Source organism: Castellaniella sp. (assembly GCF_049673105.1).
GTDB lineage: Bacteria > Pseudomonadota > Gammaproteobacteria > Burkholderiales > Burkholderiaceae_B > Castellaniella.
Genome location: NZ_JBATXG010000023.1, coordinates 39518 through 54269 on the forward strand (window position 1 = coordinate 39518; position 14752 = coordinate 54269).

At 62.9% G+C, this 14752-nt stretch carries 11 protein-coding genes; 1 reads left to right on the forward strand and 10 read right to left on the reverse strand.

Annotation, left to right across the window (positions count from 1 at the left end):
* Position 1: 1 nt before the first annotated feature.
* On the reverse strand, positions 2-1723 hold the full coding sequence (locus WBF69_RS09215) for an acetolactate synthase 3 catalytic subunit (protein WP_424263448.1): 1722 nt from the start codon (positions 1721-1723) through the stop codon (positions 2-4).
* Between the two features lie 455 nt (positions 1724-2178).
* Between WBF69_RS09215 and WBF69_RS09220 the strand changes: the two genes are divergently transcribed.
* Positions 2179-4479 carry an FUSC family membrane protein gene (locus WBF69_RS09220; protein ID WP_424263430.1) on the forward strand — a complete coding sequence of 767 codons (2301 nt, stop codon included), beginning with the start codon at positions 2179-2181 and terminating at the stop codon, positions 4477-4479.
* Here WBF69_RS09220 and WBF69_RS09225 read toward each other — a convergent pair.
* The 9 genes from WBF69_RS09225 to WBF69_RS09265 all read right to left on the reverse strand — a co-directional run.
* Positions 4417-5733 carry a TRAP transporter large permease gene (locus WBF69_RS09225; RefSeq protein WP_424263432.1) on the reverse strand — a complete coding sequence of 439 codons (1317 nt, stop codon included), beginning with the start codon at positions 5731-5733 and terminating at the stop codon, positions 4417-4419. The two genes, WBF69_RS09220 and WBF69_RS09225, sit on opposite strands and share 63 nt — an antisense overlap.
* Positions 5730-6218 (reverse strand): TRAP transporter small permease subunit, encoded by a 489-nt coding sequence (locus WBF69_RS09230; protein WP_424263434.1) that lies wholly within the window; start codon positions 6216-6218, stop codon positions 5730-5732. Before WBF69_RS09230 ends, WBF69_RS09225 begins: the two co-directional genes overlap by 4 nt.
* 66 nt (positions 6219-6284) lie before the next feature.
* Positions 6285-7283: a TRAP transporter substrate-binding protein DctP gene (dctP, locus tag WBF69_RS09235; RefSeq protein ID WP_424263436.1), complete on the reverse strand. Its 999-nt coding sequence runs from the start codon at positions 7281-7283 to the stop codon at positions 6285-6287.
* Positions 7284-7375: 92 nt separating this feature from the next.
* Positions 7376-8911, reverse strand: coding sequence for a malonate--CoA ligase (locus WBF69_RS09240; protein WP_424263438.1), 1536 nt, complete (start codon positions 8909-8911; stop codon positions 7376-7378).
* A gap of 2 nt (positions 8912-8913) precedes the next feature.
* Positions 8914-9720: an enoyl-CoA hydratase/isomerase family protein gene (locus tag WBF69_RS09245; RefSeq protein WP_424263440.1), complete on the reverse strand. Its 807-nt coding sequence runs from the start codon at positions 9718-9720 to the stop codon at positions 8914-8916.
* On the reverse strand, positions 9711-10955 hold the full coding sequence (locus WBF69_RS09250; RefSeq protein WP_424263449.1) for a malonyl-CoA decarboxylase domain-containing protein: 1245 nt from the start codon (positions 10953-10955) through the stop codon (positions 9711-9713). Before WBF69_RS09250 ends, WBF69_RS09245 begins: the two co-directional genes overlap by 10 nt.
* Positions 10955-11671 (reverse strand): GntR family transcriptional regulator, encoded by a 717-nt coding sequence (locus WBF69_RS09255; RefSeq protein WP_424263442.1) that lies wholly within the window; start codon positions 11669-11671, stop codon positions 10955-10957. The genes WBF69_RS09250 and WBF69_RS09255 overlap by 1 nt, the downstream gene beginning before the upstream one ends.
* A 138-nt stretch (positions 11672-11809) precedes the next feature.
* The gene (yaaA, locus tag WBF69_RS09260; RefSeq protein ID WP_424263444.1) at positions 11810-12583 is read right to left on the reverse strand and encodes a peroxide stress protein YaaA; all 774 of its coding nucleotides are present in this window, start codon (positions 12581-12583) and stop codon (positions 11810-11812) included.
* 209 nt (positions 12584-12792) lie between these two features.
* On the reverse strand, positions 12793-14752 hold a 1960-nt coding region (locus WBF69_RS09265), incomplete at its 5' end, for a nitric-oxide reductase large subunit (RefSeq protein ID WP_424263446.1).

The following is a 14752-nucleotide window of genomic DNA, read 5'->3' on the forward strand; positions in this document are numbered from 1 at the left end:
CTCACAGATCCTCGGCGCCCAGCAACATTTCCGTCAACCCGCGGCCAGCTTTGACCATGGGCCAGACGTTCTCGGTCTGATCCGTAATGAAGTCCATGAATACCAGGCGGTCCTTATATTTCGTGAAGGCCTCGCGCAGGGCGGGTTCGACGTCGGCTGGCTTGTCGATGCGCATGCCCACGTGACCGTAGCTTTCAACCAGCTTGACGAAATCCGGCAGGGCATCGACATAGGATTCGGAGTAACGCGAACCATATTCGATCTGCTGCCATTGGCGCACCATACCCAGGTAACGGTTGTTCAGGCACAGGACCTTGGGCGTCAGGTGATACTGTTTGCAGGTGGACAGTTCCTGGATGTTCATCTGGATCGAGCCTTCGCCGGTGATGACGGCGACGTCGCGGTCCGGATTGGCCATCTGCACCCCCATGGCGTAGGGCAGACCCACGCCCATGGTGCCCAGGCCGCCGGAATTGATCCAGCGGCGCGGTTCCGGGAAGGGATAGTACTGGGCCGCCCACATCTGGTGCTGCCCCACGTCGGATGTGACGAACGCCTGACCACGCGTGACTTCCCACAGTTTCTGCACCACGTACTGGGGCTTGATCAACGTGTCGGAATTTTCGTAATCCAGGCATTTGCGCCCGCGCCAGGTTTCGATCTGCTGCCACCAGGCGTCCAGACGGCCTTCCTTGGCCCCCTGCTCTGCCAGCGACTGCGCATACAGACCCAGCATATCCTGCAGCACGTCGCGCACGTCGCCGACGATGGGCACGTCCACCCGCACCCGCTTGGAAATCGACGACGGGTCGATGTCCACGTGGATGATCTTGTGGGCGACCTGGGCGAAATGTTTGGGATTGCCGATCACGCGGTCATCGAAACGCGCGCCGATGGCCAGCAGCACGTCGCAGTTCTGCATGGACATATTGGCTTCGTAGGTGCCGTGCATGCCGGGCATGCCCACGAATTTTTCATCCGTGCCGGGCAAAGCCCCCAGCCCCATCAGGGTGGTGGTGCACGGCGCCCCGGTCATGCGCACCAATTTGCGCAATTCGTCGGCGGCATCGGCCAGCACGACCCCGCCGCCCGCATAGATCATGGGGCGCTCGGCAGCCAGCAGCATCTGCACGGCCTTCTTGATCTGCCCCTGATGGCCTTTGGTGACCGGCGCGTAGGAGCGCAACTGCGTCGGACCGCGCTTGGGCGTGTATTTGCAGGTCGCCACCGAAATGTCTTTGGGAATGTCCACCAGCACCGGGCCGGGACGACCGGATCGCGCGATATAAAAGGCGCGGCGCATGGTTTCGGCCAGATCCTTGACGTCGCGCACCAGGAAATTGTGTTTGACGCAGGGCCGTGTGATGCCCACCGTGTCGCATTCCTGGAACGCATCCTCGCCAATCGCGTGCGTAGGCACCTGACCGCTGATGATGACCATGGGGATCGAGTCCATGTAGGCCGTGGCGATGCCGGTCACGGCATTGGTCACGCCCGGACCGCTGGTCACCAGGCACACACCAGTTTTATCCGAGGATCGGGAATAAGCATCCGCTGCGTGAACGGCAGCTTGCTCGTGTCGCACGAGGACGTGCTGAAATGTGTCTTGCTTGTAGATCGCGTCGTAGATGTAGAGGACGGCACCGCCTGGGTAGCCAAACACATGGTCTACGCCTTCCTCGATCAGACAACGCACGACGATGTCGGCGCCATTGAGTTCCATCATGGATTCCTTTCGTAACCTGCGTCATGCACCAAGCGGCCTATCGACAGCCAGGACCAGTACTGGAGATCCGCAACATGATCCGACGCTTGACGATTCACGGAATCGCTTTGCCCGGACACATCGGGGAACCAGCCTGCGCCCCTTGGCACAAGACACTCGCGCCATCGGGCGCAGTGTGTTGGAAATGGACGCCCCGGACCACGCTTGTGGCGCATCCTGGAGCATAAAAACGGCAGACGAAAAAAACCGGGTGTGTGACCCGGGGGTTCGCCACATCAACCAGCCCTGATGCGGGGTGGCGGAACGGCTAATTTACCGCGTTGCAACATAGGCTGCAAGCGACGGCGCCGGAAACCTCCCATCCGCACAACGCCGTGTATCGCAAAACCCCACCGAAGCCCCAGGACTTTCTATACTGCGATCACTGCCCTGCGCTGGATTTCAGGCTCCGCATGACATTTTCCTCTCCCCAACTGCAGCGATTTTTCTACAGTCATCACTTCTTCGGCGGCCTGCGCCAGGCGACCGGCGTGCTGCTGCCCGCTCTGGTGCTGTCGAATGTTTTCGGCTGGATTGCCGGCGGCTTCGTCGCCGCCGTGGGCGCAGCCTGCGTCGCCATTCTGGACCAGCCCGGCGGCCCCCGGCGCTACGGTCTGAACGGCATGTTCGCCGCGCTGTGCCTGGGGTCGGCAACGACCGCCATCACCGGGCTGGCCGCCAACAACGTACTGATCATCTGGCTGGTCGTGCCCGCCCTGTGCTTCGTCTTTTCCATGCTGACGGTCTATGGCAAACAGGGCGGGCTGCTGGGATTCGCCTGCCTGCTGATCATGACGCTGACCCTGCGCACACCGTTGACGCAGGCCGACGTGCTGCAGCACACCCTGACGTCGTTCCTGGGCGGGGCGTTCTATTTGATCTACAGCGCCCTGGCGCACCGCATTCTGTGGCACCGGGAAGAACAGCAGGCTCTGTCAGCCGCCCTGTTCGCCACGGCTGACTACATCGCCACGCGCGCCCGCTTCTACGACATCCACGAAGACCTGAGCGCAAACTATCGCCAGCTGATCAAGCACCAGGCGGCCATGACCGAAGCCCACCAGGCGGCGCGCGACATGGTCCTGCGCGAACTGCCGCGCGGCACGACTTCGCGGGCGGACCGCTTGCGCCAGGGGCTGCTGAATCTGTTCGTGGATATGGTCGGACTGCTCGACAGCATGGTGGCCACCCACACCGACTACGCCACGTTGCGCCAGGAGCTGCCCGATAGCGACGCGCTGTTGTTCGTGCGCGACGCCATGTTCAAGCTGTCCGCCAATGTCTCCAGCCTGGCCCTGAACGTGGCCCGCAACCGCCATGCCAGGGTGCGCAACAGCGTCAAGGCCGAACTGCGCGCACTGGAATTCGAGCTGCATCAGCTGCGCGAACAAGGTCTGCCGCAGAACAACCCCGAACTGTACGCCCTGCTGGTGCAGGTGCTGCGGCGCGTGCGCAATATCACGTGGCAGGTCGACCGCATGGCGGATCATTCGGTCAATCCGCTGCCGCAGCAGTCTGACCTGTCCAAGGCCAACCGGTCCCTGAATCGTTTCCTGACCCGGCAGAAATGGCGTCTGGCGCTGCTGACCGACAATCTGCACGGTCAGTCCGCCCACTTTCGCTACGCGGTCAGGGTTGCCATCGCCGCCCTGTTGTCCATGGCGGTGGGCGCCCTGCTGGCCTATATACCGGTCGTTCGCACCCTGGACCCCGGCATGGTCGGCCACAGCTACTGGATCATCCTGACCGTGTTGATCATCATGAAGCCCGGCTTTGCCCTGACCCGCCAGCGCAACGGCTGGCGCCTGGTGGGCACGCTGATCGGCTGCGGCCTGGCGCTGCTGCTGTTCTATCTGAACCTGGACCCCACCCTGTATCTGCTGATCCTGGCCGCCTGCAGCGTGCTGGGCTACAGCCTGATCCAGGTGCACTACACCTTGTCGGCGATATTCAACACGCTGTTCGTGCTGCTGGTCTTTCATTTCCTGGTGCCGGGGTCCAACACGGTGGTGGGCGAACGCCTGGCGGATACGCTGATCGGCTGCGTCCTGGCACTGAGCTGCAGCTATATCCTGCCTTCCTGGGAACGCAACACGCTGGATGCCTTGGCGCGCGCCCTGCGCACCAGCAACCTCGCCTTCCTGCGCAGCGGGCTGGATTTCGTGCACGCCACGCGGCTGGCTCGGCAAGCCGATCAGCCCGCCGGCGCGGAACCGCAAGAATCCGAAACCCAGTGGAAGCTGTGCCGCAAGAACGTACACATCGCCTTCAGCAATTTCACGGCGGCGTTCTACCGCATGATGGACGAACCCACCCGCCGCCAGCGCCACGTGCCGATCTACAACCGCCTGATGATCCATCACCATGCGCTGGCCTCGCAGATCGCTGCGGTGATTCCTCAGTTGGCCCTGCTGGACGGGGAACCCGAGGGCATCCACCAGGCGCTGGCCGCGACAGACGACTATCTGTCCGACCGACCGGCGACCCCGCCCAAGGTGATCGAAACGGACGGCGATCATGCCGCATTAGCCTATCCGTTGCGGCAGATGATCCTGGCATCGCAACAGATCCAGGACAATATGCAGGCGCTGGATCAGCTTGAATCCCCCCCCATGCCCGGCCCGCCGGAACGGCAGGCCGGCACAGGGGATTCAGATGGGCGCGCCCATGATCAGATCGGGCAGCCAGGTCACCGCCTGCGGGAAGATGCATAGCAGCACGATCGCCGCCATCATCACCAGCACATAGGGCAACGCCCCCATCAGGATGTCCCGCGTCGGAACATCCGGCGCGATGGCATTGAGCACGAACAGGTTCAGGCCTACGGGCGGCGTGATCAGGCCGATTTCCATATTGATGGTCAGGATGACGGCGAACCAGTAGGGGTCGAACCCCGCCTGGGTGATGATGGGCAACAGCAGCGGCGCCGACATGACGATGATGGCGACCGGCGGCAGGAACATGCCGGACACCAGCAGGAACACGTTGATCAGCCCCATCAGCAGCCAGCGATTGATTTCCAGCGACGCGATGGCCGCAGCCAGCGACTGCGTGATGAACAGGGACGACAGCGCAAAGGCGAACAGCTCCGCCGAGGCCATGATCATCATGATCATGACGCTTTCACGCATGGCCGAACCGAACACGCCAGTGTAGGTGCGGATCTTGAACAGACGGTACACCACGACCACTACGATCAGGGTCAGCAAGGCGCCCGCGCCGGCAGCCTCGGACGGTGTGGCCACCCCGCCGTACAGCACGAACAGCATGCCCAGGATGATGAGCAGCAGCGGCAGCACCCGTGGCAGGGCTTCCAGCTTGTCACGCCAGGAATACCCCCCGGCGTTCGCGCCGAAGCGAAAGCCCTTGCGGCGCGCATCGAACAAGGCCCAGGCCATGAACATGGCCGTCAGCAGCAGACCGGGGATGACGCCCGCCAGGAACAGTCGCCCGATCGAGGTCTGGGTCGAAATGCCGTAGACGATCATCGTGACCGACGGCGGGATCAGAATGCCCAGGGTTCCCCCCGCAGCAATCGAGCCGGTCGCCACCGAGGCCGGATAGCCGCGCCCCAGCATTTCGGGAATCCCCATTTTCCCGATGGCGGCGCAGGTGGCCGGACTGGACCCGGTCATACCGGAAAAGATGGCGCACGCACCGATATTGGACAGGATCAGGCCGCCGGGAACCTTATGCAGCCAGCGGTCCAGCGCCTTGTACAGATCGCCGCCGGCGGGGGTCCCCGCCACGATCGCGCCCATCAGCACAAACATGGGAATCGCCACATAGCCCAGATTGGCGATACCCGCGAACATGGTTTCCGCCAAGACGTAGATCACGTCCGGCCCCATGTCCAGGAACAGACTGGCGACGGCGGCCAGCCCCAGGGCGAACGCAATCGGCATGCCCGTCGCCAGCATCAGACACAGGCCCACGATAATGCTGATTCCTGCCAGCGTCGGCGTCATGACGGCTCTCCCTTGAGCTTGATGATTTCTACGACATACTGCAGACAGAGCAAGCCGAACCCGAAGACGACGGGAGACAGCGGCATCCACAGCGGCACGGCGGCGACGCTGGGCGTCGTCCACCCGCCTTCCAGGGCTTCGAACAAATGCAAACCCGTCGCCACGGTCATCACGCCGCAAAACAGCAGCCCCAGCCAGGCGCCCAGCCTGTCCATCCAGCGACGCGTCCGGGGACTCACCAGCATGTGGATGAAATCCACACCGACGTGGCCCTTGGTCATCAACACATAGGGGGCGCCCAGAAAAATCGCCGCCGTGGCCCCAAACACAACCGCTTCGGTCTGCCAGATCGTGGCAGCCCGAAAGACGTAGCGCATCAAAATCATCTGGCACACGACCAGCATGGCAAAGATGAGCAGCAGCACGGACGCTACACCGCAAGCGCGCGACAAGCCCTCTACCCACCGTACGAACATTCGACTCATGCGGCCTCCCGGCATCGCGTCAGAAGCGGGGCCGGCGCAGTCCATGCCGACGCCGGCCCCATCCCTTTACTGAACAGCCAAAGCCTTCTTCAGCAGCTCATCGCCGCCCGGTACTTTTTCAGCGAACTGCCGATAGGACGAATGCTTGGCGATACTCATCCAGGCCTTATAGTCCTCGGGCGACATCGTCACGATTTCCACGCCCGCCTTGGCATAGACATCACGCATCTTCTGTTCGCCGCTACGGGATTCCGCAACGAAATAGTCCTCTGCCTTTTTGGCAGCCGCCAGGATGGCCTCGCGCTGCTTGGGTTCCAGCTGATCGAAGACCTTCTTTGACATCAGCACGGGTTCGTACATGAACCACAGAGCGTTTTCCCCCGGCGCCGTCAGGCACTTGGCTTGTTCATACAGGCGATACGACACGAAACTGTCGTTGGACGTGTTGGCGGCATCCAGCACACCCGTCTGCATGGCTGAATACACTTCGGACGAGGGCATGGAGGAAATCGACGCGCCCGCCGCCGCCAGCATCTGCTCGAAGGCAGGACCAGCCGCCCGGATCACCTGCCCCTTGATCGTGTCGGGGCTGGTGATGCAGTTCTTCTTGGAGGCGAACCCGCCCGCCAGCCAGGCATCGGCAATCACCACGGCGCCCTGTTTTTCCACCAGCGCCTTGATGTCCTTCATGAAGTTGGACTGATTCAAGCGTTGCGCATGATCGTAGTTGCGCACCAGCCCCGGCATGAGCGTGGCCGAGAACTGCGGTACGCGGCCCGATGCATAGTCCAGCGGAAAGGCGGCCATGTCCAGCTGGCCGCGCGTCAGCGCGCCCCACTGCTCGGTTGCCTTGTAGAGCGAGGAACCGGGGAACACCTGGATCTTGAGCCCCACATTGGCGGCTTCGACTTCTCGGGCGATGATCTGCACCATTTCATCGCGCGGGTCGCCTTGGCCTCCGGGGAACTGGTGCGAGGCACGCAACGTGGTGTCGGCCAGGACGGCTCCGGAACCGCTGGCCAGGACCAGCCCCAGCGCAGCGCAAAGTATGTGTCGCTTCATCATGTTGTCTCCTGATTATTGATTGTCGTGATCCTTCTCACCGCACCCGTCTGGATCCGGCTTGCTTCTTCCTACGCAGCCCCTTGTCCTCCTTATCAGTGCAGGCTCGCGTACTGCTGCCGCAGCACGTTTTTCTGAACCTTGCCCATCGTGTTGCGCGGCAGCGCATCGATGACATGAATGTGCTTGGGCACCTTGAAATTCGCCAGCCCGATTTTCAGATCGGCCAACATGGCTTGCGTATCGACCTGGGTGCCCGCCCTGGGCACGATGACCGCCACGACGGCTTCGCCAAAATCCGGGTGCGGCACGCCGATCACGGCGGACTCCTGGACGCCCGGCATGGCGTCAATGACCATCTCGATTTCCTTGGGGTAGACGTTGTAGCCCCCCGAGATGATCAGATCCTTGCTACGACCCACGATGCTCAGATAGTCGTCGGGAATGCCCTCGCCGCCCAGCACGCCGATATCGCCCGTCCGGAACCAGCCATCGGACGTAAATTCCTGGCGCGTCTTTTCCGGCATGCGCCAATAGCCCGCAAATACATTGGGACCGCGCACCTGGACATGCCCCGGATCGCCTGCGCCCAGAGGCTGATCGTCATCGTCGACCACTCGCACGGCGATCCCCGGCAAGGCCGGCCCGACCGTCCCCGGCAAACGCTCGCCACGCGCCGGATCGTAGGGGTTGGAGGTGATCATGCCGGTCTCGCTCATGCCGTAACGCTCCAGGATGGGCATGCCGCTGCGCACCTGGAATTCCCAAAACGTATCGACCAGCAAGGGCGCGGACCCCGAAATGAACAGACGCATGTGGCGGCAGACATCGCGGTTGAAGCGGGCATCCGCCAGCAAGCGCACGTAATACGTCGGCACCCCCATCATCAAGGTGCAGCGCGGCAGATAGTGCAAGGCCTGATCGACATCCAGCCTGGGCAACCAGATCATGCGGGCCCCCGCCAGCAGCGCGCCGTGAGACGCGACAAACAGGCCATGCACGTGAAAGATCGGCAGCATGTGCAACAGCACATCGTCGGACCGCCAGCCCCAGTACGCTTTCAGCGTCAGGGCGTTGGACGCCAGATTGGCATGGGTGAGCATGGCTCCCTTGCTGCGTCCCGTGGTGCCTGACGTATACAAGATCGCCGCCAGATCATCGGGCGCGCTGCGCGTCGTCTCGAATTCGGCAGCCTGGCCGACGGCGGCCTGCGTCAGGCTGCCCTGCCCATCGGCGTTCAAGGTAAAGACATGGGCGGCCCCTTTGCTGCGCGCCAGGGGTTCACACCAGTCACGGGCGCTGTCCGAACAGATGACGACCGCCGGTTCGGCGTCTTCCAGGAAATAGCCGACTTCGGCCTCGTGGTAGGCGGTATTGAGCGGCAGATAGACCAGGCCGGCGCGCAAGGTCGCCAGATACAGCATCAGGGCCTCCGGCGACTTGTCCACCTGGACCGCCACCCGGGAACCGGCGGGCGCCCCCAGCGAGCGCAGCAGGTTGGCCATCTGGCCGCTCAAGGCGTCGATATCCTGCCAACTGTAGGTGCGCTCCGGCGTCTCAAGCGCCACCGCCTGACGGTCCGCCGGAAAGCCCGACTGCAGGATCACATAGAGGTTGGCATTGGATTCCAAGTTCATTCTCCTTTGAAAACCGGGGGGCGCCCGTCCAGAAAGGCCTGCACCCCTTCTTGATGATCAGGCCCGCAGGCATAGCTGAAACACGCCTGCCATTCCGCCGGCGTCAGGGGCTGGCTGTCGGTGCTCAAGCGCGCCGCTATCCGTTTGTTCCCGCGCGCCGCCAGAGGGGCGCCCGCACACAGACGCGCCACGGTGGCGGCCTGCTCGGTCTGCAGATCGGCGACCTCGACGACACGGGTCAGCAGGCCTTTGGACAAGGCTTCCTGGGCATCGAACACCCGTCCTTCCAGCAGGATTTCCAGGGTGACGGCCCGCCCCGCCAACGCCAGCAGCCCCCGCATTTCATCGGGCGCCATCGGAAACCCCAGACGGTTGATCGGCGCGCCGAATCGCGCGTCGCGCGTCGCCACCCGCAGATCGCACACGCTGGCGATTTCCAGCCCGCCGCCGACGCAGACGCCTTCGATGACGGCCAGCACCGGATGGATGCACTGTGAGATCGCCTGCAAGGCCGGGGCGATGATTTGCCGGTGATAGGCCTGCACCTGATCCAGATCGGCGCGCACGCGAGGAAATTCCCGAATATCGGCGCCGGCGGCAAAGTGCCCGCCCGCCCCTCGGACGACGACGCAGCGCAGATCGGCATCCGCCGACAGCGCCGCGAACACCCGCGCCAATTCCCGCCACATGGACGAGGTGATGGCATTCATCCGCCCAGGATGATCCAGCCACACGGTGGCGACAGGGGCCTCGCGCTGCACCCGGATGCCGCCCGCCCTGTGCGCATCCCCCGCTACAGCCATTGCACGCTCCGTGACGTTCTGGGTTTGCCTGCCGCCAGGCGGGCCCGGTTTTCATCCAGTTGATCGGGCTCGTATAAATAGTTCACCATCAGGCCGCAAGACTGTTCGACACCCTTGGCTGAACGGTCCGCCGCCCAGTTCACACGCTCGATCCGCGCGCCGTTGCCCAAATGAAAACGCGCGACCGGGTCCAATGGGTCTGCACCACGTAACTGCTGCAGGTAATGCGCCGCCAAGCGCAGGCCCGTGCGGCGCGTGGATTCCGGCCCCGGTTCGGCAACGCCGCCGCGCAAGCGATCGACCCAGGCGGCGCCCGCCCCAGGGTCCTGGGCAGCCGCCTGCCGCTCGGCCTTGTCGCTGAGATATTCCTGAATCTCGTCGCCACCGCGTTTGCCAAGCCAGTCGGCAAACCCCGGCATGGGCGACAAGGTCGCAAACGACTTCAGCTTGGGCAATTCCGACAGGAGTTCTTCAATCACGCGCTTGAGCAGAAAATTGCCGAAACTGATCCCGCGCAGGCCTCTTTGCGTGTTGGAAATGGAATAGAAGATCGCCCAACGGGCCTTGCCCAGATCCGCCAGGGGACGGCCTGGATCAATCAGCGCCTGCACGTCGGCGGCCATGTCTTCGGTCAGGGCCACTTCGACGAAGATCAGCGGCACGTCATTCATCCGTGGATGGAAAAACGCATAGCAGCGACGGTCGGCGGCCACGCGGCGGCGCATGTCCTCCCAGGACCGGATGGCATGCACGGCCTCGTAGCGGATCAGCTTTTCCAGCAGAGAAGCCGGCGAATCCCAATTGATGTGACGCAGTTCCAGCATGCCCACGTCAAACCAATTCGACAACTGCACCGCCAGCACCTGTTCCAGGGCCGACAGGCCCGCCACCTGATTGCGCCAGCGCAGCATGTCCGCCCGCAATTCGACCATCAACACCAGCCGATCGCTTTCGGCATACAGACGGCGAAACAGCCGGCTGCTGTGATCGGATTCTGCTTCCAGCCCGATGCCCGCATGCACCAAGCCGGCCAGCAGGCAGCGGCGTTCTTCTGCGTCGGCTGCCAAATAACGGTCGGCCCATTGCCGCGCCAGGCGATTCGCCGCGCTGTCCGTGAGCGCCGCCTCGTAGAGCGAGCGCACGGCCGCCGGGTCCGGCAGGTGATCCCGATCCAGCCAGCGGCTGAGACGATCCAGCAAGCCGGCCCCGCGGGACGGCGTCTCGGTGTCTGGCATCATGCCGATTCTCCTGACAAAGCGGGATCAGGCACTGCATCAGTGGTCGAGGCGACCGGATGATCCTGCCGGGTCAACGCCCGCAAGGCGTCGAGCTGACGCATGAGATGCTTGCGCGTGACGGCATCCGCGCCCTCGGGGTCCCGGGCCTTCAGCGCCGCGAAGATCGCCAGGTGTTCCGCGCAGGATTCCCGCACACGCCCCGGATAACTGAGGCTGCGATGACGCGACAGGCTGAGCACCTGGCGCAGATTGTCGATCAGGTCCGACAGCCAGGCATTATCCGCCAGGGCCTGAATGGCCTCGTGAATGCGGGCATTGGCGGCGTAATAGTCATCGATGGACCCCTGTTCGGCAAAGTGCTGCAGGTCGCGGTGCAGCGGTTCGAGCCGCTGCAGATCGGCCTGCGTCACCTTGCTGGCGGCCTCGTAGGCGCAACGCCCTTCCAGCAACGCCATCAAAGGAAAGATGTTCTCCAGATCGCGGGCAGACAGTTCATTGACGAAGCATCCCCGGCGCGGTTCCAGACGCAGCAGACCTTCGGCCACCAGCACTTTCAGAGCTTCTCGCAAAGGGGTGCGGGAAATGCCCAGCACGGCGGTCAGATGAACCTCGTCGATCCAGGCCCCCGCCTGCAGCTCTCCTGCCTGGATCATGCCTCTGAGGCGATCCGCCACTTCCTGGTAAAGAATCTTCTGGATGATTCTCGCCGCCATCGGGGTCTCCCGCGTCGTCTCTGGAAATTAATAATTCATAATTATGGGCAGAGTAGACACTCCTGCAGATGCAGGCAACCTAGGTTATCCCTGACTAGGTTATCCCTGATGCCGCCGCGCGGCGGGAAGACAAAGCCGTCAGGCCGCCCGCCGGAACACCAGTCGATCCGCCGCCGACGCCTCGGCGGCATACGCATAGCCGCCCACTGCGAATTTCTGCAGTCCGGCTACCCGATTGACGCCATGATCGATGACGTACCGCGCCATCAGACCCCGCGCCCGCTTCGCATGAAAGCTGATGACCTTCCAGACGCCGTTTTTCTCGTCCTCGAAGACGCATTCCACCACTCTGGCCTGCAGCACTTTCCGGTCCACGGACTTGAAATATTCCTGCGATGCCAGGTTCAGCAACACCCGCTCGCCCGGCAAGGCATCCAGACGATGATTCAGTTCCTGCGCGATCCGGGCGCCCCAGAACTCGTACAGGGATCGTCCCCGCGCCGTGGTCAGCCGGGTCCCCATTTCCAGACGATGGGGCTGGATCAGATCCAAAGGCCGCAACACGCCATACAGACCACTGAGAATCGCCAGATGGTGTTGCGCCCAGTCCAGGCGCGCGTCGGACAGTTCCGCCGCCCGCAGGCCTTCGTAGACGTCGCCATTGAACGCCAGCGCAGCCTGCCGGGCATGCCCGACATCCGGGGCGTCGATCCAGGCGGCATAGCGGTCGGCATTCAGGCGGGCCAGCGCATCGGACAGGCTCATCAGATCAGCCAGATCGCCGGCTGACAGGGTCTGCATCACCCCCACCAATTCACGCGTATCGGCGGGAAAGACCGGCAGGGTGTGCTGCGTGGTGCGGACCGGAGAGTCATAGTCCAGCTTTTTCGCCGGCGACAAAACCATCAGCATGAAGGGCTCCTACGTAAATATGACAACGGCGACAGCATAAGCCATCGCCGCAAAAATGCCCCCACGCCGCGCAGCTTGACGGCTGCTTGCTGCCCCCCAAGGGGGTGTTTTTGCCTTGGGGCGGCCCGGCGGCAAAAAAAACCCGTCTCTTTCGAGACGGGTTTGATCGGGGGCCCGTGTCGGGCGCCCCTACTGCAAGACAGAAGCGATCAGGTGCGCTGTGCCGCCAGATCGGCGCCGGCGGTCGAGGCCGACTTAGAGCCGAACAGCGCCGTGACGACCTGCCACATGACACCCAGACCGCCGACGATGAAGACCACGTCACCGAAGGTGCGCATCCAGCGCAAGGTCTGCAGGATGTCCTGCTGCATGAAGGCTTCGCTGCGAGCCCACCAAGTTCCCACGCTGATGCTGGCATGGAACTGCATCAGACCGACGGGCAACAGGCTGAGTACGATCATCATCACCAGACCGATGTTCATGCACCAGAACGAAGTGTTCATCAGGCTGTGGTTGAACTGCATGTTCGGCCGCAGGTAGCGCAGCACGAACAGCGAGAAGCCCAGCGCCAGGAAGCCATAGACCCCGAACAGGGCGGCGTGCGCGTGCACGGCGGTCGTGTTCAGGCCCTGGATGTAGTACAGCGCGACCGGCGGATTGACCATGAAGCCAAACACCCCCGCGCCGAACATATTCCAGAAGGCGACGGCGACGAAGAACTTCAGCGGCCAATGCAGATTTTCCACCCAGGGCGCGCGCGACTTCAGGCGCCAGTTTTCCCAGGCCTCATAACCCAGCACGACCAGGGGCACGACTTCCAGGGCGCTGAAAGAAGCGCCGATGGCCATGATAGGCGTCGTGGTACCCGAGAAGTACAGGTGGTGCATGGTGCCCGGCGTGCCACCCAGCATGAACAGCACGGCGGCAGCCAGGCTGGCCGAGGTCGCGCCCTTCTTGGACACGAGGCCCATGGTGCAGAAGATGAAGGCCAGCGCCGCAGTGGCGAACACTTCGAAGAAGCCTTCGACCCACAGGTGAACCACCCACCAGCGCCAGTATTCCATGATGGTGATGTGGGTCTTTTCACCGTAGGCCAGACCCGCGCCGTAGAACAAGCCGATGCAGATCACCGAGGCGCTGAACAGGGCCAGCAGGTTCTTGTCGCCTTTTTGACGCAGTGCCGGCACGATACCGCGCAGCATCAGGAACAGCCAGAACACGATCCCCAGGAATTTGCCGATTTGCCACAGGCGGCCCAGTTCGACATATTCATAGCCTTGGTGACCCAGCCAGAAGTTCCAGCTTTGGGGCATCAGGTGGGCAATGGCTGCAAAGTTGCCCGTGAACGAACCCACCACGACCAGGATCAGCGCCCAGAACAGGACGTCGACGCCCAGTTTCTGGAATTTCGGATCCTTGCCGCCGTTCAGGATCGGGACCAGGAACAGGCCGGCGGCCAGAAAACCCGTGGCAATCCAGAACAGCGCCGCCTGGATGTGCCAGGTACGCACCAGCGAATACGGCAGCCATTCAGATACGTTGACGCCATAGAAAGTCTGACCTTCCACCGTGTAGTGCGCCGTAAAGCCGCCGATGAAGATCTGAGTGACGAACAGCGCAACCACCAGGAACAGGTACTTGCCCAGTGCAAGCTGCGAAGACGTCAGCGCCATGCCCAGAATCGGATCGCGCGCCGGAGCGGCGGGCTCTTCTTCTTCCTTGCGCGTGAAGGCCCAGGCCCAGACCAGCAGACCGATACCGGCGATCAGAAGGATCACACTGACGACCGACCAGATGATGTTTTCCGCCGTCGGGACGTTGTCGATCAGGGGCTCATGCGGCCAGTTGTTGGTATACGTGGCCGTCATGCCCGGCCGCTCGGTGGCGGCGGCCCAGGAAGTCCAGAAAAAGAAATTCGCCAAACGGGCCCGGGCTTCCGCGGTGGGCAGCGTGGCTTCCTTCATGGCAAAGCTGATCCGGCTTTCACGCAAGGACTGGTCGTCGCCAAACAGTTTGTCGTAGTAAGAAGCCGTCTGCACAATGGCCTGGGCGCGGCGATCGGAGACCGTGGCGGTATCAGTCGCTGCATCATAGGTGTTCTTGCGGTATTCGGCATCAGCCCGCGCGAGGCGGAGTTGATGGACCCGCAGCAGCGGCTGTTCCTGGAGC